Here is a 22349-nt window from a genome sequence, read left to right on the forward strand (position 1 = left end):
TCTAATTAAATTTAAAACTAAGCACGCTGTTTACTCGACTCGATTTGAGCCCAGTACCAGCTGTGTATTGCATCATTTGCATCAAACAAGGCTTGCTTGTCTATTATTTCGTGATGAGTCAGTGGTGGCTGCAAAAAAGGCGTGTCTATATCGCCATTTTCATGCATCAACACTTTAACCGGGATTGGATTTGCCACAGTGAAAAGCGCTGCAATTGATTGATGCCAAACGGGAAATACATTGTCAGTAGCACTATCTAAGCATTGTCTAACATACAAGTGAGTAGCTTCTGGCCATGCATTAGCTGAAACAGAAACCAAACCCGATGCACCAGCCGTCGCCAAATAAGGCATTAGCGCATCTTCACCACTAAACAAATGAAGCTCAGGACAAGCATTTCGGTATTGCAAGAATTGCTCAATATCGGCACTTGCTTCCTTTAATGCCCAGCATTTCTCATGATGTTGTAGGTTGGCCAAAGTTGAAACAGACAAACTGACGCCACTGCGGGAGGGAACATTGTAGAGCATACAAGGTTTATTACTGGCATTAAGCAATGCAGTAAACCACTGCTCTTGGCCTACAGGCCCTGGCTTTGCGTATAACGGCGCACCAAGCAAATAAGCATCTATAGCCAGCTCATTACAACGCTCAATCCATTCAAGTTGTTGAATAAGTTGATAACCACCAACACCCAACATGATCGGGACATTTAAGCTAAGCTCAGTAATATATTGTATTATGCCAAACTGCTGTTCAGCGCTAAGCGAAAGCGCTTCCCCTGTACTGCCTAGAATAAGTAAGCCATTGCCCGCCGCAGATTGCTGACGCGCAATTCTTGAAAGGCTAGCAAAGTCTATTTCGCCGCTATCGGTAAACGGCGTAACTAATGCAGTCCACAATGGATATTCTGCTAAATTGTATGAAGATTCAGGATTCATTTCTCTCGAACTCACTTCGTTCGGAGAACTTAAAGGCATTTGCCGACACCAGTAATGCGAAACATTCTGGCATGCGAACAAAGGCCAGAAGCTCTCCACCTAATGGGTGACAGTTGTCAGGATTCAGCCTGAACAACCGACAAATGCATCAATCAAAAATACACTCATCTCGGCGCTAATCCCCCTCATCAATGGTCATTGGAGTTTGATCTCCTGACATTAACTACCTGGTTAACGCTCCTCTTCTGGCCCTTTTCTGAGTGATGACATATGCAAAACGCAATATCACCACCTTGGAATAAGGACGGTAGGTATTACACCGAACAATTACTCTAATGTCAATAGATGGCTATACCTTGAATCGGCTTTCGCGTAAAATGCACAAACATAATCATTTCGCTTAACGCTCCCTCAGTTTGCAGGTACCAATGTCGCTCAGTAATTTATCTCAAGTGCTAGTTCGTAATATTGATTTACTTGAATGTCAGAAGGCAATTTTGGTGAACTTTCCGGTAGATGATTTGTACCGTGAATGGTTGGCAGATTTTCACGATACAAAGCTGCATTACTTTACGAATAATAAATTATCAGCCAATTTGCTTAGCAAAATAGACAACCGTGCTGTTACTTCTAGCTTTGGTAGTCATTACCAAGGCAATGACAAATTTGATTTAGCGTTGATCGCGTTTCCTAAAAGCAAAGCTGAGCTGGCCTATTCATTAGCAATGTTAGCCCCAAACCTTACCACCAATGCAAGAATCCTCTTTGTTGGTGAAAACAAGGGGGGTATAAAATCTGTTGCAAAGTTAGGAAAAGACTATTTAACTTACTGCAATAAAGTCGATTCAGCTCGACATTGCAGCCTCTTCCTAGCTGAATTACAAACGGGTCAATACAGCTTTTCAATTGATGATTGGTTTCATATTTATCCACTAAACATTGCCGGCATAGAATTAAACATTGCAGCACTACCAGGGGTATTTAGCCAGCAAGGGCTCGACAAAGGAACTAAAGTACTTTTAGAAAACTTACCAACTAGCTATAGCGGCAAAATTCTAGACTTTGGTTGTGGAGCGGGGGTAATAGGTGCAGTATTGGCCAAAAAATTTACCAATATTAGTATCCTTGGTATTGATATTAGTGCACTTGCTATTGCATCAACTGAGAAGACTCTGCAAATTAACGAATTAACTGGTCAAGCAATTGCCTCAGATGGCTTAACAATGGTTAACGAAAGATATGATCACATTGTATCTAACCCCCCCTTTCATCAAGGATTGAAAACTCACTACGCAGCAACTGAAACTTTTCTTAAGCAAAGCAAAGAGTACTTGAACCCTAAAGGTCAACTGACTATCGTCGCCAATAGCTTTTTAAAATATCTACCAATTATTCAAACTAATTTTAAAATAACCAATACGCCAACAAGTAAATCAAGCTTTAATATCTATCACGCGAGTAAAAACTAGCTTTAAATGTCGTTTTTTATTGAAAAATCAAACGTATTACATATTATCTAATAAGCGAAACAAAAAAATTTAAAAAGGACAGTATGAGCGCTAACCGTAAAGTAAAATCACTCCGTAGCAAATATATCTCCATCATGGCATTATTTGTTACTTTTGCTTTTGTTGGCGGCCATTTCGCGGTCTCCTATTTTGTTTTTGAGCACCTTGAAGAGGATATCGCGAAAGACACCATAGAACGTGGCAATATGATCGCTAACCGTTCAGCCAACTTCATCATTGAAGACAAATTCAATGAATATAAGTTGGTATTAAATGGTTTGGAGGCACTTCCTCGTTTTAACTACGTACATATTTATCAAATGAAGAACGATGCACTTGAGTTTTTTAGTAGTTATAACAAGAAAGGCTTTCCTGCTATTCCAAGTAAAGAAGCGTTTATTGAACAATATAAAACGCCGGTAATCACAGAAAACATAGTTGAACTTATTTACCCAGTAATACATAACGAAAGCTTGATTGGCTATGCATATATCCAATTGAGTGCAGAGCATTTATATCATTTAAGGAAAACCTCTTTTTTTACCTTAGCGATTGGTTACATAATATTCCTGTTGGCTGGTATCTATATCGCGATAAGAATGCAGCGTTCAGTAGCAAACGCCGTGAGCTACCTAGTCACCGACATTCGTGAAATTTCTCAAAAACGAAATTATCAAAAGCGCTTTGTTCAAATGAACACTCTAGAGTTTGAAGTGCTAGCCAACAACCTAAATATTTTATTAAGCAGAACCGAAAAATTCATTAAGAAACAAGGGGATGCAGAACAAGAAATTCTCAAACTAAACCACGAATTAGAAGACAAGGTTAGTCAACGAACAGAAGCGCTGAAAGAATCAAATCAAGAACTTTTATCAACCTTAGAAAAACTTCATCAATTCCAAGGCCAATTGGTTGAAAGTGAAAAAATGGCATCACTTGGTGACATGGTCGCAGGTGTTGCTCATGAAGTTAATACTCCGATCGGCTTAGGTGTTACAGCATCGACGCTTCTTTCAGACAGATTAAATGAAATAAAAACTGCCTTTGAAGATAAAACGCTCAAATCAAGTCAGCTAAAGCGCTTTTTGAATGAGGGTCAAGAAAATGTTGGTATTATTTATCGTAATTTAAATCGAGCAGCAGATTTAATTTCCAGTTTTAAAAAGGTGGCAGTTGATCAATCAAGTGAAGAAGACCGAGCCTTCAAGGTGCACGAACTTATTGACGAAGTCATTTTAACATTAGCTCCGCAACTCAAGCATAAAACCGTCGACCTACAAATCGAATGTCCTAAGAGCCTATCTGTAATTAGTAAGCCCGGCCCCATTAACCAAATTTTAATTAACTTAATTGTGAATTCTATTATTCATGGTTTTGAAGGTTCTGATGAAGGCGTTATCAATCTCAATATAATGCAATTAAGTGGTCAATTACATATTAGCTATAGAGACAATGGTAAAGGGGTTGAACAAGCACTTAGGAATAAGATTTTCGATCCCTTTATTACGACTAAACGTGGTGAAGGAGGTAGTGGTTTAGGTTTGCACTTAGTGTATAACTTAGTCACACAGGCGCTGGGCGGAAACATTCAATTTGATAGTGAAGTGGGTAATGGAGTTCACTTTGAAATTAATTTCCCAGTAATCGTGGAATAATACTTGAAATTAATTGCTAGTAACTAGCAGGTATTAAGCTAACGTAATAATAAGAAATATAACTGTTAACATTGTTAATTAAATTGTTAAAAGCTAGTATAAAAGTTATCTAAAGCACTGAAAATTACTTAAAATAAAAGTGCTCAGTAAAGTTATGGACTAATGATGCAAAAAGCCCAAATTCTAATAGTTGAAGACGAAGACGTAACGCGCTTCAATTTACGTAATCTTTTTGAAGCAGAAGGTTACATAGTTTCAGAAGCTGTCGATGGCGACAGCATGGACGAACAATTAAAAAACAATAATATCAACTTAGTTATAATGGATATTAATTTGCCCGGCAAGAATGGTTTGCTTTTAGCACGCGAATTAACTCACAACCGCGAACTTGGCCTTATTTTCCTTACTGGTCGAGATAGTGATATTGACAAAATTCTTGGACTAGAAATTGGTGCAGATGACTATTTAACTAAGCCATTTAATCCACGAGAATTAACCATACGCGCTCGCAATATTTTAAACCGTATAACTCAAGGTAAACCAGAACCTGAAAGCTCAATTATCAATTTTAATGGTTGGTCGCTAGACGGTAACTCTAGAAAAATGACGTCACCAACTGGCAATATTATTCCAATTCCACGTGGTGAATATAGAGCACTGAAATTACTTATTGAAAATACTGGGCAAATTGTTTCACGCCACCAACTAATTAAAGAAATGACGGGTCGGGAATTGCGTTCCAATGACAGAACTGTTGATGTAACCATTCGCCGTTTACGCAAGCACTTTGAGTCTGATGAAAGTACGTCAGAGTTAATCAACACCATCCATGGTGAAGGTTATCGGTTTGTTGGGACTGTTGAATAACCCGTTCTAATTTACAACGAGTTTAGCCAGTTCCTAAATTCTGTTAATGCATCATTATTTAAAGAGATTAAGCGAGTGATATACTCGCTTTTTTTTGTCCAGTCATCGGTCGATTTTTCAATAGCAACTAATTGACTATGCACCTGCAGTAAACCAACACTACCTGCTGCGCCTTTCATTTTATGGCAGCGTTCTTGCCATTCTTGCTGAGATTTTGCTCGATGTGCGCCTTGAATATCTTCTAAATAGACTTGTGATTGTTGCTCGTATAAATCAAGCATTTGCGAAACGACTGCACCACCTAAGTTATCTAAATAGCCTTGAATTAGCACTTTATCGATATATTCTGCTTGTGACACTTGATTCTCTCTTTACTACTTCCGGTTTAATACCAGCGTAAACACTTAATGTATCAATGTAAATTACAAATCACAGCATCGAATAAAATGTCAAAAGCAAAATTAGCTGCAAAGCATGACATATATTGATTTTAGCCTGATTTTCATTCAGAATAGCCGCCCATTTTACTCTGCTTGATAATAAGAGTTATCAAGCAGAACAAGTTAGTAAGTAAACTAGCTATATATTGTATTAAGTTTTGCGGAGAACCAATGCCAACATCTATGCCTGATATCGCCAACCATACTACGGCTCAAACTGAAGGTAAGTTGGACTGGGTCGGTATGAACAATATTGAAATGCCAATGATGGTAGCAGCTAAAGGGCAACCTGAAAAAATGGTTTCAGCTCATATAGACGCATACGTAAACTTAAAAGAACCTGAAGCTAAAGGCATTCATATGTCTCGCCTTTATTTACTACTTGATGATCTATCAAATAATAATGTACTTAATTATCAAAGTTTAGTCTCTTTACTAGACGGGTTTATCACTTCTCATCAAGAACTGAGTGATAACGCTAAGGTACAATTTCGGTTCGAATACCATTTAAGACGTAAGTCTTTAATTAGCGGAAAACAAGGCTGGAAAGCATACCCAGTAACACTTACTGGTAATCTAAATCAAGGCAAACTAGAAATTGAACTAGGTATTGAAGTTCGTTATTCATCGACTTGTCCATGTTCTGCTGCCTTGGCTCGCCAATTGATTCAACAAGCATTTCTAAGCAAGTTTGAAGAACAAACCTCTGTAGACAAAGAAGCCATCCACGAATGGCTAGGTAGTTCAGATGGGATAGTGGCAACGCCACATAGCCAACGTTCAATTGCCGAAGTAAAAGTAAAGCTAAACAGTAATGTTACTGAGTTCCCTATTACTGAGCTTGTGAACATTTTAGAAAATACACTCCAAACACCGGTCCAAGCAGCCGTAAAAAGAGAAGACGAACAAGAATTCGCGAGACTGAATGGTCAAAACTTAATGTTTTGTGAAGATGCAGCACGCAAACTACAACATGCAATGAATCAATCTAGCGATTTTGACGATTTTTGGCTTAAAGTGAATCACCTTGAATCATTACATGCACATGATGCAGTCAGTATCACGACGAAAGGGATCCAAGGCGGCTACCAGCCTTAAATTGACTTCCGAATAATAGCCCGCTTTAAGCGGGCTTTTTTGTATTTACTCCATTGTAGTTTTATTCAATAAAATCTAATTCAGTATTCATTCAATTAATGTTGAACATCTGTAACCTCACACACCTTAAATGTAGTTTTATTTCATTTTAAGACTAAAGTATAAGAACGATGCCCTTTTTTGGCTCAAAAAACCTACATTTTAATTGCCAAATGCCTCCGTTTGGCGCAATTACATATGATAACCATTCTTATTATGTAAATTAATTACGAGCAAATACTCTATAAATGTTGACGAACTTATCATTTGTGGTTAGTGTTTGTGGTTCGCTTTTGGCGAAAATGGGTATATTTATTCACAATTCTTATCGTTTTATTCGTACCCTAGCCTGATAACTGCGGAATAATAAATGCTTGGAGAAAAAGATGCAGCTATATGATCCTAATTCGCAAAAAGACAATTGTGGTTTTGGTTTAATTGCTCACCAAAAGGGTGAAGCAAGTCACAAATTGATTAAGACAGCAATTAGCGCACTCGATCGTATGCAGCACCGTGGTGGTATTGCTGCAGATGGAAAAACAGGTGATGGTTGTGGCTTATTAATGCAAAAGCCGGATAGTTTTTTCCGCGCAGTTGCTGAAGAAAATGGCTGGCAACTTGGTCGTAAATACGGCATTGGTATGGTGTTTTTAAACCCTGATCCTGTAATCGCCGCTGAATCTAAAAAAATATTCGAAGAAGAATTATCAAGAGAAACATTAACTATTGTCGGATGGCGTATAGTTCCAACTGATAAATCAATACTAGGTCCTATTGCAGCAGGCAACTTACCGGCAATAGAGCAAATATTTGTTGATGCGCCTCCAGGTTGGCGTAATCGTGATCTAGAACGCCGCTTGTATATGGCACGTCGTCGTGCAGAAAAACGCATCACTGATGAAAAATTCTATATTGCTAGTCTTTCTTGTTTAGTGACTATCTACAAAGGCTTAATGATGCCGGTAGATTTACCAAACTTCTATTTAGACTTAGCAGATATCCGTTTACAAAGTGCTATTTGTGTATTCCATCAGCGATTTTCGACTAATACATCACCACAATGGCATTTGGCACAGCCTTTCCGCTATTTGGCACATAATGGTGAAATTAATACGATTAAGGGGAATCGCCAATGGGCTCGCGCTCGTACATACCGTTTTAATTCCCCACTGTTACCTGACCTAAAAGATGCGGCACCATTTGTAAATGAAAGTGGCTCTGATTCATCATCGTTAGATAACATGCTTGAATTATTCCTAGCAGGAGGCATGGACCTATACCGCGCGATGCGCTTGCTTGTGCCGCCAGCATGGCAAAATAACCCAACTATGGATGATGACTTAAGAGCTTTTTACGAGTTTAACTCTATGCATATGGAGCCTTGGGACGGTCCTGCAGGTATTGTGATGACTAATGGTCGCCATGTCGCCTGCAATTTAGATCGCAACGGTTTACGCCCCGCACGCTATGTTATTACTCGAAATGGCTTTATTACCTTAGCATCTGAAGTTGGCATTTGGGATTATGGTGAAGACGAGGTACTTGAAAAAGGCCGAGTTGGCCCTGGTGAAATGCTAGCGATCGATACCTACACTGGCACTATTTTTAACAGTGCTGATATAGATAAAGAATTAAAAGTACGTCACCCATATCGCGAATGGCTCAATAAGAATATTCGCCGTTTAGTACCGTTTGATCAATTGGAAGCAAATCTAATTGGAACACGAGTATTTAACGATGAAGAAATGATGCAATACCACAAGCTATTTAACTATAGCTATGAAGAAATTAATCAAGTGGTTAAAGTATTAGCTGAAAATGGTCAAGAAGCTACTGGCTCTATGGGTGATGATACACCGATGGCTGTGCTTTCAAGCAAACCACGAACACTTTACGATTATTTCCGTCAGCAGTTTGCACAAGTAACCAATCCACCGATCGATCCGTTACGTGAACGCTATGTCATGTCTTTGTCTACCTGTATTGGTCGCGAACATAACGTATTTAACGAAACGACAGGCCATGCCGATCGTATTATTTTTGAAACACCAGTATTAATGTATACCGGCTTAAAACAGCTACGCGAGCTTGATCAAGAGCACTACCGCAGTGATACATTAACTTTGCATTATGATCCTGAAGAAGGTCTAGAAGCAGCAGTTAAACGCTTATGTGATGAAGCCGAAGATTTAGTCCGAAACCACAATACCGTTATTTTAGTATTATCAGATCGTCAAATTTATCCAGGTTTAGTGCCTATTCCGGCGGCTATGGCAGTCGGCGCAGTTCAAAAACGTTTAGTTGATCAACAATTACGCTGTGACTCTAACATCATTGTTGAAACTGCATCGGCAAGAGACTCACATCAATTTGCGGTATTACTCGGTTTAGGTGCTACAGCTGTTTACCCATTCCTTGCATTTGAAACCATTGAACAAATGGTAGAGAAAGGTCAAATTGAACTCACTGCTCGCGAAGCAATACAAAATTATCGCAACGGTATTAATAAAGGTTTATTAAAAATCTTATCTAAAATGGGCATTTCAACCATTGCCAGTTACCGCTGTGCAGGCTTATTTGAAGTAATAGGCCTTAATGACAATATCATGAAATATTGCTTCCCTGATATTCCAAGTCGACTTCAAGGTGCTGATTTTGTTGATATTGAACAAGACAATCTCAACCTTGCTCGTCGCGCATTTTTACCACATCAAAAAGTTAATCATGGCGGTTTACTAAAGTATGTTCACGGTGGTGAATACCATGCCTTTAATCCAGATGTGGTTAAAAATATACAAGACGCTGTGCGCTCAGGTAATTATGACGATTACCGTAAGTTTGCTGACGAAGTAAATAATCGCCCGATAGCAACGCTACGTGATTTACTCGCACTAAAAGATGATACGCAAGCCATTGATATTTCAAAGGTTGAATCTGATACTGAAATGTTCAAACGCTTTGACAGTGCCGCAATGTCAATTGGTGCATTAAGCCCTGAAGCTCACGAAGCGCTCGCAATTGCAATGAACCGTTTAGGTGGTTTCTCAAATTCAGGTGAAGGTGGTGAAGACGAGCGCCGATTTGGAACTGTGAAGAATTCGCGCATTAAGCAAATCGCTTCAGGTCGCTTTGGTGTGACAGCACATTACTTAGTCAATGCTGACGTGTTACAAATTAAAGTGGCTCAAGGTGCAAAACCTGGAGAAGGTGGTCAATTACCCGGTGATAAAGTAACTCCATTAATTGCGAAGTTAAGATTCTCGGTGCCTGGTGTTACACTAATTTCTCCACCACCACACCACGACATATATTCAATCGAAGATTTAGCCCAGCTAATTTTCGATTTAAAGCAAGTAAATCCAAGAGCGGTAATTTCTGTAAAATTAGTTTCTGGGCCAGGTGTTGGCACAATTGCTTCAGGTGTAGCCAAAGCATATGCAGATTTTATTACGATTTCAGGTTACGACGGTGGTACCGGCGCAAGCCCATTAACTTCAGTAAAATACGCTGGTTGTCCTTGGGAATTAGGCTTAGCTGAAGCTCACCAATCTCTAGTCGATAACGGTCTTCGCCACAAAGTACGTCTACAAGTAGATGGCGGTTTAAAAACCGGTTTAGATATTGTTAAAGCCGCGATTTTAGGTGCTGAAAGCTTTGGATTTGGTACCGTACCAATGATCACTTTAGGTTGTAAATTCCTACGTATTTGCCATTTAAACAACTGTGCCACAGGCGTTGCTACGCAAGATGAAGTGCTACGTGAAGAGTACTTTAAAGGCTTACCTGAACAAGTAATGAATTACTTTAAGTTTGTTGCACAAGATGTACGTGAAATCTTAGCCCAATTAGGCGTTGAAAGCCTAACAGACATTATAGGCCGTACCGATTTGTTGGTACCACTGAAAGGTATTAGCGCAAAACAGCAAAAACTCGATTTATCACCAATTATTGCGCCTGTTGTAGCAGGTGAGCATACGGCGTTGCACCAAACTGAAGAGAACGCTCCTTTTGATGAAGCATTGCTAAATAAACAAATGCTAGGTGCAGCAAGTGATGCGGTATCTCATAAAACTGGCGGTGAATTTAGATTCAATATAAATAACACCGATCGCTCAGTTGGTGCGGCGCTTTCAGGTGAAATTGCCAAACAACATGGCGATCAAGGGATGGCTACGAACCCCGTGAAAATTCACCTATCAGGTACTGCTGGCCAAAGCTTCGGTGTATGGAATACTGGCGGTCTAGAAATGACCTTAACTGGCGATGCTAACGATTATGTGGGTAAAGGTATGTCTGGTGGTAAGTTGACAATTAAGCCGCCAAAAGGCGTTGAATATGAAACCCATCAAACCATGATCATGGGTAATACCTGTTTATATGGTGCTACCGGTGGAAAGCTATATGCTTGTGGTCGCGCTGGCGAACGCTTTGGTGTTCGTAATTCAGGCGCCCATGCGGTTGTTGAAGGCACCGGCGATCACACTTGTGAATATATGACTGGCGGTATTGTTACAGTATTAGGTGATGTTGGCTTAAACTTCGGCGCAGGTATGACAGGTGGTTTTGCCTACGTATTAGACGAAGCAGACGATTTAGCTATTCGTTTAAATAACGAGTCAATTGAAATGTTGGCTATTGAAGATTTAGTGATTCATCAAGAGCACTTACGCGGCATTATCAATCAACACTTTGAAGAAACAGGTAGCTTACGAGCACAAGCTATTTTGAAAGAGTTTGATACCTTCTCGAGTAAGTTCAAACTCATTAAGCCAAAAGCTACCGATGTTAAATCGTTACTTGGCCACAAAAGCCGTTCTTCAGCAGAATTACGTGTTCAAGCGCAATAAGTAAGGTGGAATAAAGAAAATGAGCAAAAATGTTTATCAATTTATTGACGTTAAGCGTATCGATCCACCTAAAAAAGCGATTGAAGAACGCAAGATAGATTTTGTAGAGATATATCACCCTCTCAGTAATGATCAAAGTAAAGGCCAAGCAGATCGTTGTTTAGATTGTGGTAACCCATATTGTGAGTGGAAATGTCCTGTACATAACTATATTCCACAATGGCTTGAGCTAGTGACTGAAGGCAAAATTTTTGAAGCTGCAGAACTTTGCCATGAGACTAATAGCTTGCCTGAGATGTGTGGTCGCGTTTGTCCGCAAGATAGACTTTGTGAGTCAGCGTGCACATTAAATGACGAGTTTGGCGCGGTTACTATCGGGAACATTGAAAAGTACATCACCGATACGGCTTTTGAGCAAGGTTGGACACCTGATTTATCGCATGTAGTTAAAACAGGTAAGCGTGTCGCCATTGTAGGTGCAGGTCCTGCTGGCTTAGCTTGTGCAGATGTACTGACACGACAAGGTGTTGATTGCGTAGTGTTTGATAAACACGCAGAAATTGGTGGTTTACTAACGTTCGGCATTCCTTCATTTAAATTAGAAAAAGAAGTTATCGTTCGTCGCCGTAAAATATTTGAAGGCATGGGCATCGAATTTAAACTTAACACCAATGTCGGTGTTGATGTTTCATTTGATTCGCTTTGCCAAGAATATGATGCGGTATTCTTAGGGCTTGGTACCTATACCGACATGGAAGGCGGCTTTGAAAACGAACAAGCTTCCGGCGTATACAATGCTCTTGATTTCCTTATTGGAAACACACAACACATTATGGGTGTGACGCAAGAAGCTAAACCTTATGTTAACTTTAGCGGAAAGAAAGTCATCGTACTTGGTGGTGGTGATACCGCCATGGACTGTGTGCGAACCTCTATTCGTCAAGGTGCTACCGATGTTACCTGTGCATATCGTCGTGACGAAGCCAACATGCCTGGTTCACCACGAGAAGTTCAAAATGCCAAAGAAGAAGGTGTTAACTTCGAATTTAATATTCAGCCACTCGATATTGCCGTTGATGATAATGGCAACGCTGTTGGTGTTAAATTTGTTAAAACTCAATTAGGTGAGCCCGACGCCAATGGTCGCAGAAGTCCGGAGCCTGTTGATGGTAGTGAATTTATAATGGCTGCAGATGCAGTAGTTATCGCCTTTGGTTTTTTGCCAAGCCCTCCTCAATGGATGAAAGATGCTGGTGTAGAAGTTGATAGCAGAGGCCGAGTCGTGGCCAAAGATAATAGCGAATTCGCCCTACAAACCACTGCTCAAAATATTTTTGCTGGCGGTGATATGGTACTAGGCTCAGACCTTGTTGTTACTGCTGTCGATCAAGGCAGAAAAGCTGCTATTGGCATATTAGATTACCTTTATAGCGAGCAAGTTGTCGCAGTGTAATCATCCTTACGCTATAAAAAAAGGCTATGCATTGCATAGCCTTTTTCGTTTTCTAAACCAATAAGACCATAGTAGAATGTAAACACTTTGTAACACTGCTATAATTACTAAGCGTATAGTTACAGAGAAGTCATGCGTGCAGCAGATAAAAAAACAAAACATTAGAGCTATTTTACTTATTTCAGTATTTATGAGTGCTGTTGTTTTTCTTTCCGTTATTGCCCTTTATCAAATAAAATCAAGCACTACTGAGCAAGTCAGAGAAAACTTACAAACCCTGCTGCTAACCATTCAAGAAGCCCATCACATCCTAGTTGAGCAAAGACGTTTTGCATTAGAAAGCATTTCTGAAAATGAAAGTGTCATTAAACTTACTCAAGATTTGATTCACGATTATCAAGGTGACAAGCCACTTGTACAAAGTAAGTACCTGACTGAATTTCGACAGCTTTTAGCGCCTATTTTAGAAAATTTTGGCGATCAGGGATTCTTCATTATCGCACCTGATAACATCAGCATTGCTTCTATGCGTAATAGTAATCTAGGTACGGTCAACTTAATTGCACAGCAAAACCCAGAATTACTAGCTAGGGTATTTGATAAAGGCGAAGCTGTTTTTATTCCCCCTATTCGATCAGACGTCCCGATCAATAATCAAAAATTGCAGCGAATTAGCATCGATGCCACTATGTTTATCGTTTCACCTATATTCGATGAGAGCCTTTCAGTAATCGCTGCAATCGCAATTCGTATTAACCCGATGACTTATTTTTCTAGTGTTACGACGCTAGGGCGAGTAGGAGAAACTGGAGAGACATACGCATTTGATAAATCTGGTACCTTGCTAACCGAGAGCCGGTTTGTTGAGCAGTTACGTAAGCTTAGCATGCTCGATTATGGTGAGAACAGCATCTTTAATATTCAACTTAAAGATCCGGGTGGTAACCTATTAAAAGGATTTAAACCGACACTTAGTTATGAACAATTACCGCTAACCTATATGGCTCAACAAGCCACTTCTGGAAAAAGTGGGGTTAATACTCAAGGCTATCGAGATTATCGTGGTGTTAATGTTATTGGCGCATGGATTTGGGATGAGAACTTCCAATTCGGTGTAGCGACAGAGATCAATACCCAGGAGGCCTTACAGCCTTATTTTAAAACTCGGAATACTTTTATCATGGTAATCACGATCACCATGATTTTATGCCTGTTAATGCTAAAATTTTTGTTCCGAGTGCAACGCCAATTTCAGGCTAAAATTCTTCAAACAAATGCTGATCTCGAAGTCAGGGTACTTAAAAGAACTTCGGATTTGGAAGATGCAAAAGAAGCTTTATCTCAGGTAAACCAAGAGTTAGCCGTTTTAGCCATTACAGATGGTTTAACAGGTCTACACAACAGACGACACTTTGATAATCAGTTTAATCTAGAATGGCAACGATGTTTACGTGATGGAAAGTCCATTGCCATTATCTTATTTGATATTGATTACTTTAAACAATATAACGACTTCTACGGCCACTTAATGGGTGATATTTGCCTGAAAAATATTGGTACGCTATTGATGGAAGCTAATATCACCAAACGACCAAGCGACATTATTGCACGATATGGCGGTGAAGAATTTATTGTTATGTTGAGTAATACTAATCACGAGTATTGCCAGCAAGCAGCACAAGCTATTTGCGACAATATACGAGAACTAGGTGTGCCGCATGAGCGTTCAGAAAGCAATAATCAAAACGTCGTTACAGTAAGTGTTGGTTATATCGTCTCGAACCAACTAAAAGGCTTACGGCCAAACCAACTCGTTGCCCGTGCAGATAAAGCGTTATATCAAGCCAAAAGTCGAGGACGAAATACTGTCGTTGAATTCTTTGAAAGCGATCATGCAAATATCTCAAATATTCATGATCGCCCTTCTGAACGGAAATAAGCAATTAACTCATTTTTCGAATTAAGCTTAATGGCGCTACCCGTAAGAACCAATGTAAAATAGCCCAAGGGTAACTCGGTACAAAGGCATTCGCTTTTTCTTTTTCGATAGCGCTTACCATAGCTTTGCAGCCTGTTTCTGTATCAACAATAAAAGGGACCTTTTCAACTTTGTCGTTTATCTCGCTGCGAATAAATCCAGGGTGTATACAGGTGATTTGGATTGGTGTATTCATTACATCTATACGAATACCTTCAGACAAACTAGTTAGTGCCGCTTTTGTCGCTGCGTATACTGTCATTGCACGCCTAAATCCTCGTACCGCACTAATTGAAGAAATATTCACTAAGTGCCCTGAATTTTGAGCTCTAAAAATTTCCATAGCAGCTTCACACTGAGCAATTGCAGCAATAAAATTTGTTTCTGCCGTTTGTTTATTAGCATGAAAATAACCTGTACCTATAGAAGCGCCTTTACCCATACCGGCATTAACTATCACGCGATCTAATGTGCCTAACTCTTCTTTAAACTCATTAAATACGCTAAAAACTTGCTCATGATTATTTACATCAAGTGGCTTAATCAGAACTTGAATATTCGGATTAAGCGCCAACAATTCGCTTTTTAATTCTTCAAGACGTTCGATCCTACGGGCACAAAGAGCGAGATTTCTGCCCATTTTTGCGAATTCAATCGCCATACCTTTACCTAAACCAGAACTTGCCCCTGTGATTAAAATATTTTGTCTTACCATGATTTAATGCTCTTATTATTTGTAAGTTAAAAGGTGATGATATTCTGGCATTTCAAAAGCACTCGTATCATTAATGGTATGTACCATAGCCCCTATCTTAGTAACTTTAATTTTGGTCACACTACAGTTCGCTATGTTCATGTTTATTTTTAGAAATTCACTATCTGGAATATTGAGCAAAGCCATAATGACAACACTAATAACGCCACCAGAGGTAAACACTAGGTTGTTTTGTCCCTTCTGTGTAGCGCCAATAACTTTATCTAATGCACTAGCAACTCGTTGCTTAAATGACTGCCAAGACTCATCGTAGTCATCAGGGTAGTCTGCTGACATCCAACGCATTAACGCTTGATGAAACACCTGGATAAACATTTGATCGCCATAGCCTTGTTCCTTAAAGACTAAAAGCATTTGCTCAGGACAGCTAAACCGTTCGTCAAATGCAGCTAATACTTGTTGATGATCAAACTCATTCCAAAGAGACGAGAATTCAGCTTGAGGTTGTTTTTCTAACAGGGCATTACAGGTTTGCTCGAAGGTTTGCTTATGCCTTACCATTTCACCAGCAAAAAATTTGCTAGGGACGATATTTTTTGAATTAAAATTTTCACCTAGTACCTGACCTTGCATTTGACCAAGCGTAGACAAATCATCGTAGTTTTGTTTGCCAAAACTCGCCTGCCCATGACGAATTAAATAAATCATCGACATTAGCCTTTCCTCTGTTGCTTTATCGCTTTACTACAACGCCACAGTAAATAATGAGAAAACAGCCAAAATTGTTTAAAAGCAGGGTTGTTGGTTTGCTTATGGTGATAGCGATAGTAAATTTGTTGGACAATGCCAGCGAGCCTGAATAAGCCATAAACTTCATAAAAGGTAAACTGTTCAACGTCTATCGACATTTTTTTACAGTAATAATCAATAACTTCCTTACGAGTAAACATACCTTTTAAATGGGTTGGCTGACGACGACTGGATTGCGCCATAAAATCATCACCCTGTTCAACCCAGTAAGCTAAACTATTGCCAAGATCCATCAAAGGATCACCTAGGGTCGCAAGCTCCCAGTCGAGCACACCAATGACTTTAGTCGGTTCATTTTCTGCTAAAATAACGTTATCAAATCTAAAATCATTATGGGTTAAACAAATCCGTTCATTAGTCGGAATATTGGCTTGTAACCATTGCATTATTTTTTGACCAGAGGGAACATTCCACGTTTTAGCTCGGCTATATCGCTCACTCCAGCCATCTATTTGCCGTTGAATATAGCCTTGCCCTTTACCAATATGAGTTAAGTTTGCCTGCTCAATATCGACTTGGTGTAGCTCAATTAGACAGTCTAATACATTCTGACAAAGCTGACGGGTATCGCTTGGCGATAGCGATAAGCCAGACGGTAAGTTTTTTCGTGGAATAATGCCATTAACCTTCTCCATGACGTAAAAGTCACTATCCAACACTTGCCTATCATCGCAAAAGCCTAGCATTTCTGGAACATATGAATAAACCGGCTTTAACGCTTGCTGTAGCGTAAACTCTCGATTCATATCGTGAGCACCTTTTGCTTTCGTACCGCGCGGTGCTCTTCTTAGAATAAGTGATTTTTCAGGATAAGTTAGGCAATATGTCCAATTCGACGCACCACCTGAATATTGAGTCACTAACGGCTCACCACTAATACCTTGTATTTGTGAGCTTAGCCATTCATTAACTGAGCCAACAGGTAGTTCTTCACCTTTTCTAACTGCCTGAGCTTTATCTAGTAAATCCTGCTGTTTTACATTTGTCATTCAATTACTCTTTTCCAACTCGTGCTCTTAACTTTGCTGTTTGTTTTAATACCATAGCTAAATACCAATGTATTGGCAGCCACTGTTTGAATCTAAAGACTTTTTTTCCTTCGCTATGAGTCAATATCATGAACTTTCGTTTTGTCACGGCTTGATAAGCTTGCTCAGCGACTTGCTCACTCGTAATCTCAGCACTTTCAAATACTCGGCCTAGCATAGACTTCATGTTGGTAAGTTTAGTTTTTAAACTATCGCCCAAATTGGTTTTAAAAAAACCAGGACACAGTACGCTAACGCAGATGTTGTCATCTGCGAGTTCTAATCGAAGTGTTTCAGATAAGCTCACCATTGCCGCTTTCGACGCGTTGTAACTCGCCATATAAGGAATTGGTGTTATACCTGCTTGAGAGGCTACATTTAAAAAATATCCTTGCTGTTGCAACTTAAATAAAGGCGTAAATACCTGACTTACTTTTACCGCAGCAAGCAGGTTAATTTCTAACACCCATTGCCACTGGCTAATACTCTCGTCTTCGATACGATCTGCTGTCGCCACGCCTGCATTGTTTACGATCATGTCTACTTGTGGCCACTTGTCTAATGCCGTCTGTTTAAGTTGCTGAATATCTTTCAGTTTAGTGACATCACAATGTTGATAAAAGCATTCATTATTTATTGTTTGTAATTCTGACAAAGCAATATTGGCAGCTTCATCATTTATATCTGCTATACACACAAAAGCGCCGGCTTTAGCCCAGCGCTTTGCCAGTGCCAGACCTAAGCCTGAAGCACCTCCGGTAACTATGATATATTTCTGCATATTCCCATGCCCCTTATTGATATTTTTTCAGCTCCAAACGTGAAACCATTGCCATATGCACTTCATCTGGGCCATCTGCAAGCCTTAAACTACGTGCCATGGCTGCAAAACCTGCCAATGGAAAATCATGACACATACCAGCTCCACCATGTAGTTGAATTGCCATATCCACTACTTCTTGCAGCATATTTGGCACGACAACTTTAATCGCCGAAATTTCCGTCATTGCTTGTTTGACACCTAGGTTATCAATCTTCCATGCCGCATTTAACGTTAACAATCGCGCTTGATCAATCTGCATTCTCGCTTTAGCTACGCGTTCTAAATTACCACCTAATTTAATAATAGATTTACCAAAAGCGACACGATGATGACCTCGTTCAATAGCAAGTTGCAGGGCGCGTTCGGCGGCACCAATTGCACGCATACAATGATGAATACGACCCGGTCCCAGACGCCCTTGTGCAATTGCAAACCCTTTACCTAAATCCCAGATAACATTTTCTTTGGGTACACGCACATTAGTTAAAGTCATCTCGCCGTGGCCATAAGGGGCGTCGTAATCACCAAAAGCAGTAAGCATACGATCAATCTTTACCCCTTGAGCATCAAGCGGCACTATAACCATAGCATGACGCTGATGCTTATCCGCATCAGGGTTTGACAGCCCCATAAACACCGTCATTTTGGCGTCCGGATGTCCTAAGCCGGTAGACCACCATTTACGGCCATTGACGATGACTTCATCACCATCAAGCGAAATAGTTGCCTGCATATTAGTGGCATCACTTGAAGCAACTTCAGGCTCTGTCATTCCAAATACCGAGCGAATCTCACCGTCAAGTAATGGTTGTAACCATTTTGCTTTTTGCTCATTGCTACCAAAATGATATAGCACTTCCATATTGCCAGTATCAGGAGCATTACAATTAAATAAGTCAGGTGCGATCAAAGAGCGCCCCATTTCTTCAGCTAACGGCGCGTAATCTACACACGTAAGGCCCTGCCCAAACTCTTCATCAGGTAAAAATAAATTCCATAATCCCTGGGCTTTTGCTTTTGCTTTCAATGACTTCATTTGCTCTGGTACTTGCCAAGTCGTCCAGTCACCTGTTGGATTTAAACGTCTAACTTCCGCTAGGATTTCTGCTTCATTTGGAATGACATGTTCGTTCATAAATTGACGAACTCGAGTTAAATAGTCTTGGCATTTTTCACTATGAGCAAAATTCATGATGTTGTCCTTTTTGCAAACGTTCTAGTTAGAGAACTAATTTCTATTTCCTAAGCATAACGTCATTGGTGATGATGAATGTAATGAAAATATTTGCTAACCTGTTATGAATATTATTCACAACTAAAAGTCAGCGGCACTATGCTTGAGTCTAAAGCTATTCAACAACTTGATTTTAATTTACTGAAAGTATTTGAATCGCTCTATGTAGAGCGAAATATGTCTGCGACTGCCCGAGCTTTATTCTTAACCCCTTCAGCCGTTAGCCATGCAATAAAGCGACTTCGCGATGCATTGAACGACCCGTTATTTGTTCGGCAAGGGCAAACAATGCAACCTACACCAGCTTGCCAACAAATCGCACCACAGTTGCTAGAAACCATTGCCCGATTAAGACAAATTTTACAACAATGCGGCCAGTTTGACGCTGCGACTACCGAGCAAACCTTTAAAATTGCAATTCATGAAGCACTAGAGCCGTTAATTATTCCAAAACTAGTACACCAAATTGCGCCTTTAGTACCAAATGCCAAACTGATCAGTGGGACACTGATTCGTGACCAATTGAGCCGACAACTCGCAAGCGGTGAAATTGATTTAGCAATTGATGTTGTGAGAGCAATGACCAAACCGATCACTCATACTAAACTTTCGTCAGACGAGTTTTGTGTGTTAGGAGCAAGTAACCTGTTTAAGGACAAACTTACTCAAGCTGAGTATTTAAGCGCAGAGCACCTTACTGTTTCTAGTCGTGCTAAAGGTAAAGTGGTTGAGGATTTTTCATTATTACAACAAGGCATTAATCGCAATATTCGATTGAGGTGCCAAAGCTATCAAACAGCGATAAGCATTATCCAACACATGCCACTACTGCTGACACTACCCAAGTTAATTGCGCGTAGGTACTTGGTTCCAGGGGTGAGCTTATACACTTTGCCTTTTGCTATTCCTTGCAGTGAAACCCATTTATATTGGCATGAACATACCGAGCAAGATGAAGCAATGAGTTGGCTAAGACAGCAAATTAAACTTGTACTAACTTAACTTATACTAGTTGTTGGACACGTTTTTATCTTTACCCAAAAAAAATAGTAATACGCCAGTACCTAAATACATGGTAACGCCATAGACACCTGCCGGAATAGCCAGCTCACTTTCTTTTAAAAATGTTAATGCTATCAGTATCGCCAATGAGGCATTTTGAATGCCTATTTCTATACCAAGCGTTAAGCTATTAGCCCTATCCGCCTTAACTGCAACAGCCAGAAGTAACCCTGCAATAATTGCGATAACATTTAGACCAACTGTTGACCAAAACATACTGCCTAAGGCTTGCTTCAATGTCTCAAATTCCTGCACTGAAATACTAATAATCATCACAACAAGAAAAATTAAGGATAACCTTTGAAACGGTTTGATTAATCTTAGCGCTGCATTTTCCCATCGCCGTCTGAAATACAAGCCTAACGTCATAGGAACTAACATTATTACCAACAAGGATAAGCTAGTGGTGAATAATGAAAAATCTACTGATTGGCTAAGTTGAAAATACGTTAACGAAAATTCGATTAACCATGGGGTGGTGAATACACAGATTATCGTTGTTGCTGCAGTAAGGCTGACAGACAAGGCTAAATTTGCACCACTAAGCTGACTGAATATATTCGATGTTGTGCCGCCAGGACATGCAGCTAATATCATTAGTCCTACAGACATTGCAGGTGATAAATTAGTTAATTTGGCCACAGCTAGCGCTAATACAGGCAGTAAAATCACCTGCCCAATCACGCCAGCCATAACCACTTTAGGCTCACTCAGCAGGCGAATAAAATCAGCCCTAGTTAGGCTTAATCCCATACCAAACATGATTAGCCCTAATACTGCGGGTAATAACAGTTGAGTAGATAAAGATGCCTGCATTGTTCGCCTATTTGTTAATCTAAGAAGCTATTATCACTCGACAGTACCTGCGCATACATAGGTTGATAGTTTCCCCATGTCACAATATCTGAACCATTAAACTTTTGAGTTTGCTTGGCTATGGGTTCAGGAATTAATTTTAGTTCGCCTGCACTTTGCGCCAATAATTGGCTGTGACAACAGCTATCCATGATCACGAAATTTGCTGTTGCTGCATCAACGGTTTTGCCAACCGTAAGTAAGCCATGGTTTTGCAAAATCACCCCACAATTATCAGCCAATGATTGAGCAATTAAATCCCCTTCTTCTGCCACGGAAACCACTCCGGTAAATTCACTAAACACGCTATGGTTTTGATAGAACATACAAGCATCTTGAGAAATCGGTGCTAACGCCTGGCCTAATGCAGAAAACGCTCTTCCATAAGTGGTATGAGCATGTGCCACAGCGTTGACGTCAGGTCTTGCTTGATGAATACGTGAATGAATAGCAAAAGCGGCATTGTTAATTGCATGGTTACCTTCAATGATTTCACCGCTATGAGCCACTCGCACTAGCATAGAGGCATTGATCTGTGAAAAATGAACACCAACCGGGTTTACCCAAAATGTCTCCGGTTCAACCGCATCACGCACGGTAATGTGCCCTGCAAGGCCTTCGTCAAAGCCTTTCATCGCAAAGACTCGGAAAGCCGATGCTAATCGTTGTTTGTCATATTGGCGTTGTTGGTGTTTATCTTCAAAGCTTGGCGCTTGTGGCACAGCGAACTTATCGCTGCCACGTGTCATACTTTCAATACTCACATCATCAGGTTTGGTTAATTCGGTCATTTGCCGTCCTCAAATTTCATTTGCTGATCTTATTACTCGATAGTAGTGAGCAGGTGTGCAATTACCAATGATACGTATTAATGGGCACTCATAAATATAATGCATACTAGAGTCTCCCTCTTATTAACTAGTAGCTAACTGTTTTATTAAATTGAAAAATGCTAGGCTAAATAGGATGTGCTTATTATAAAATCACAAACAACAA

Annotated in this window: 17 protein-coding genes and 1 riboswitch; of the genes, 8 read left to right on the forward strand and 9 right to left on the reverse strand. The window is 39.9% G+C overall.

Translation table 11 applies throughout. From position 1 onward, the window contains the following. Positions 1 to 17 precede the first annotated feature (17 nt). A complete protein-coding gene (dapA, locus tag HII17_RS02020; RefSeq protein ID WP_235938610.1) occupies positions 18 to 980 on the reverse strand; it encodes a 4-hydroxy-tetrahydrodipicolinate synthase in 963 nt (320 codons plus the stop codon). Positions 981 to 1021: 41 nt separating this feature from the next. Then, positions 1022 to 1194, reverse strand: a riboswitch (Lysine riboswitch). Positions 1195 to 1369: 175 nt separating this feature from the next. Between dapA and HII17_RS02025 the strand changes: the two genes are divergently transcribed. The 3 genes from HII17_RS02025 (at position 1370) to arcA (ending at position 4971) form a co-directional block, all read left to right on the forward strand. Further along, positions 1370 to 2410, forward strand: a complete 1041-nt coding sequence (locus HII17_RS02025) for a methyltransferase (RefSeq protein WP_169073646.1) — start codon at positions 1370 to 1372, stop codon at positions 2408 to 2410. A gap of 83 nt (positions 2411 to 2493) precedes the next feature. Next, on the forward strand, positions 2494 to 4104 hold the full coding sequence (locus HII17_RS02030; RefSeq protein WP_169073647.1) for a sensor histidine kinase: 1611 nt from the start codon (positions 2494 to 2496) through the stop codon (positions 4102 to 4104). Between the two features lie 165 nt (positions 4105 to 4269). Then, positions 4270 to 4971, forward strand: a complete 702-nt coding sequence (gene arcA / locus HII17_RS02035) for a two-component system response regulator ArcA (protein ID WP_169074143.1) — start codon at positions 4270 to 4272, stop codon at positions 4969 to 4971. Positions 4972 to 4982: 11 nt separating this feature from the next. On the opposite strand, the gene HII17_RS02040 is transcribed toward arcA, so the two are convergent. Next, the gene (locus HII17_RS02040) at positions 4983 to 5330 is read right to left on the reverse strand and encodes an Hpt domain-containing protein (RefSeq protein WP_169073648.1); all 348 of its coding nucleotides are present in this window, start codon (positions 5328 to 5330) and stop codon (positions 4983 to 4985) included. Positions 5331 to 5582: 252 nt separating this feature from the next. Between HII17_RS02040 and folE2 the strand changes: the two genes are divergently transcribed. From folE2 to HII17_RS19290, 4 genes are all read left to right on the forward strand, one after another. After that, a complete protein-coding gene (folE2, locus tag HII17_RS02045; RefSeq protein ID WP_169073649.1) occupies positions 5583 to 6509 on the forward strand; it encodes a GTP cyclohydrolase FolE2 in 927 nt (308 codons plus the stop codon). A 425-nt stretch (positions 6510 to 6934) separates the two neighbouring features. Next, the gene (gltB, locus tag HII17_RS02050; RefSeq protein ID WP_169073650.1) at positions 6935 to 11395 is read left to right on the forward strand and encodes a glutamate synthase large subunit; all 4461 of its coding nucleotides are present in this window, start codon (positions 6935 to 6937) and stop codon (positions 11393 to 11395) included. 19 nt (positions 11396 to 11414) lie between these two features. Continuing rightward, positions 11415 to 12848, forward strand: coding sequence for an FAD-dependent oxidoreductase (locus tag HII17_RS02055; RefSeq protein WP_169073651.1), 1434 nt, complete (start codon positions 11415 to 11417; stop codon positions 12846 to 12848). 136 nt (positions 12849 to 12984) lie between these two features. After that, positions 12985 to 14787 (forward strand): sensor domain-containing diguanylate cyclase, encoded by a 1803-nt coding sequence (locus HII17_RS19290; RefSeq protein WP_169073652.1) that lies wholly within the window; start codon positions 12985 to 12987, stop codon positions 14785 to 14787. A 4-nt stretch (positions 14788 to 14791) separates the two neighbouring features. Here HII17_RS19290 and HII17_RS02065 read toward each other — a convergent pair whose 3' ends face one another. From HII17_RS02065 to HII17_RS02085, 5 genes are read right to left on the reverse strand one after another with little or no spacing between them, the layout of a single operon-like run. After that, positions 14792 to 15541, reverse strand: a complete 750-nt coding sequence (locus tag HII17_RS02065) for an SDR family oxidoreductase (RefSeq protein WP_169073653.1) — start codon at positions 15539 to 15541, stop codon at positions 14792 to 14794. Positions 15542 to 15556: 15 nt separating this feature from the next. Further along, positions 15557 to 16255, reverse strand: a complete 699-nt coding sequence (locus HII17_RS02070) for a histidine phosphatase family protein (protein WP_169073654.1) — start codon at positions 16253 to 16255, stop codon at positions 15557 to 15559. Further along, a complete protein-coding gene (locus tag HII17_RS02075) occupies positions 16255 to 17340 on the reverse strand; it encodes a phosphotransferase family protein (protein WP_169073655.1) in 1086 nt (361 codons plus the stop codon). Before HII17_RS02075 ends, HII17_RS02070 begins: the two co-directional genes overlap by 1 nt. Positions 17341 to 17344: 4 nt before the next feature. After that, the gene (locus tag HII17_RS02080) at positions 17345 to 18160 is read right to left on the reverse strand and encodes an SDR family oxidoreductase (RefSeq protein WP_169073656.1); all 816 of its coding nucleotides are present in this window, start codon (positions 18158 to 18160) and stop codon (positions 17345 to 17347) included. Positions 18161 to 18173: 13 nt separating this feature from the next. Beyond that, the gene (locus HII17_RS02085) at positions 18174 to 19394 is read right to left on the reverse strand and encodes an acyl-CoA dehydrogenase family protein (RefSeq protein ID WP_169073657.1); all 1221 of its coding nucleotides are present in this window, start codon (positions 19392 to 19394) and stop codon (positions 18174 to 18176) included. Positions 19395 to 19535: 141 nt separating this feature from the next. On the opposite strand from HII17_RS02085, the gene HII17_RS02090 reads away from it, so the two are divergent. Further along, a complete protein-coding gene (locus tag HII17_RS02090) occupies positions 19536 to 20438 on the forward strand; it encodes a LysR family transcriptional regulator (protein ID WP_169073658.1) in 903 nt (300 codons plus the stop codon). Positions 20439 to 20444: 6 nt separating this feature from the next. Here the strand turns inward: HII17_RS02090 and HII17_RS02095 are convergent, their stop codons facing one another. Both HII17_RS02095 and HII17_RS02100 read right to left on the reverse strand, forming a co-directional pair. Then, entirely contained in the window at positions 20445 to 21314 is an 870-nt protein-coding gene (locus tag HII17_RS02095) for a bile acid:sodium symporter family protein (RefSeq protein WP_169073659.1), read from the reverse strand. Positions 21315 to 21328: 14 nt separating this feature from the next. Then, entirely contained in the window at positions 21329 to 22144 is an 816-nt protein-coding gene (locus HII17_RS02100) for a class II aldolase/adducin family protein (protein ID WP_169073660.1), read from the reverse strand. Positions 22145 to 22349 lie beyond the last annotated feature (205 nt).

It is taken from the genome of Thalassotalea algicola, assembly GCF_012932965.1.
In the GTDB taxonomy this organism is placed as follows: domain Bacteria; phylum Pseudomonadota; class Gammaproteobacteria; order Enterobacterales; family Alteromonadaceae; genus Thalassotalea_F; species Thalassotalea_F algicola.

Bases quoted from the DNA above. Each gene is read 5' to 3' on its own strand.
- HII17_RS02070 (WP_169073654.1), bottom strand. From the start codon at position 16,255: ATGTCGATGATTTATTTAATTCGTCATGGGCAGGCGAGTTTTGGCAAA.
- HII17_RS02030 (WP_169073647.1), top strand. From the start codon at position 2,494: ATGAGCGCTAACCGTAAAGTAAAATCACTCCGTAGCAAATATATCTCC.
- HII17_RS02065 (WP_169073653.1), bottom strand. From the start codon at position 15,541: ATGGTAAGACAAAATATTTTAATCACAGGGGCAAGTTCTGGTTTAGGT.
- dapA (WP_235938610.1), bottom strand. From the start codon at position 980: ATGCCTTTAAGTTCTCCGAACGAAGTGAGTTCGAGAGAAATGAATCCT.
- HII17_RS02095 (WP_169073659.1), bottom strand. From the start codon at position 21,314: ATGCAGGCATCTTTATCTACTCAACTGTTATTACCCGCAGTATTAGGG.
- HII17_RS02100 (WP_169073660.1), bottom strand. From the start codon at position 22,144: ATGACCGAATTAACCAAACCTGATGATGTGAGTATTGAAAGTATGACA.
- HII17_RS02055 (WP_169073651.1), top strand. From the start codon at position 11,415: ATGAGCAAAAATGTTTATCAATTTATTGACGTTAAGCGTATCGATCCA.
- gltB (WP_169073650.1), top strand. From the start codon at position 6,935: ATGCAGCTATATGATCCTAATTCGCAAAAAGACAATTGTGGTTTTGGT.
- HII17_RS02080 (WP_169073656.1), bottom strand. From the start codon at position 18,160: ATGCAGAAATATATCATAGTTACCGGAGGTGCTTCAGGCTTAGGTCTG.
- HII17_RS02090 (WP_169073658.1), top strand. From the start codon at position 19,536: ATGCTTGAGTCTAAAGCTATTCAACAACTTGATTTTAATTTACTGAAA.
- HII17_RS02075 (WP_169073655.1), bottom strand. From the start codon at position 17,340: ATGACAAATGTAAAACAGCAGGATTTACTAGATAAAGCTCAGGCAGTT.
- folE2 (WP_169073649.1), top strand. From the start codon at position 5,583: ATGCCAACATCTATGCCTGATATCGCCAACCATACTACGGCTCAAACT.
- HII17_RS02085 (WP_169073657.1), bottom strand. From the start codon at position 19,394: ATGAATTTTGCTCATAGTGAAAAATGCCAAGACTATTTAACTCGAGTT.
- HII17_RS02025 (WP_169073646.1), top strand. From the start codon at position 1,370: ATGTCGCTCAGTAATTTATCTCAAGTGCTAGTTCGTAATATTGATTTA.
- arcA (WP_169074143.1), top strand. From the start codon at position 4,270: ATGCAAAAAGCCCAAATTCTAATAGTTGAAGACGAAGACGTAACGCGC.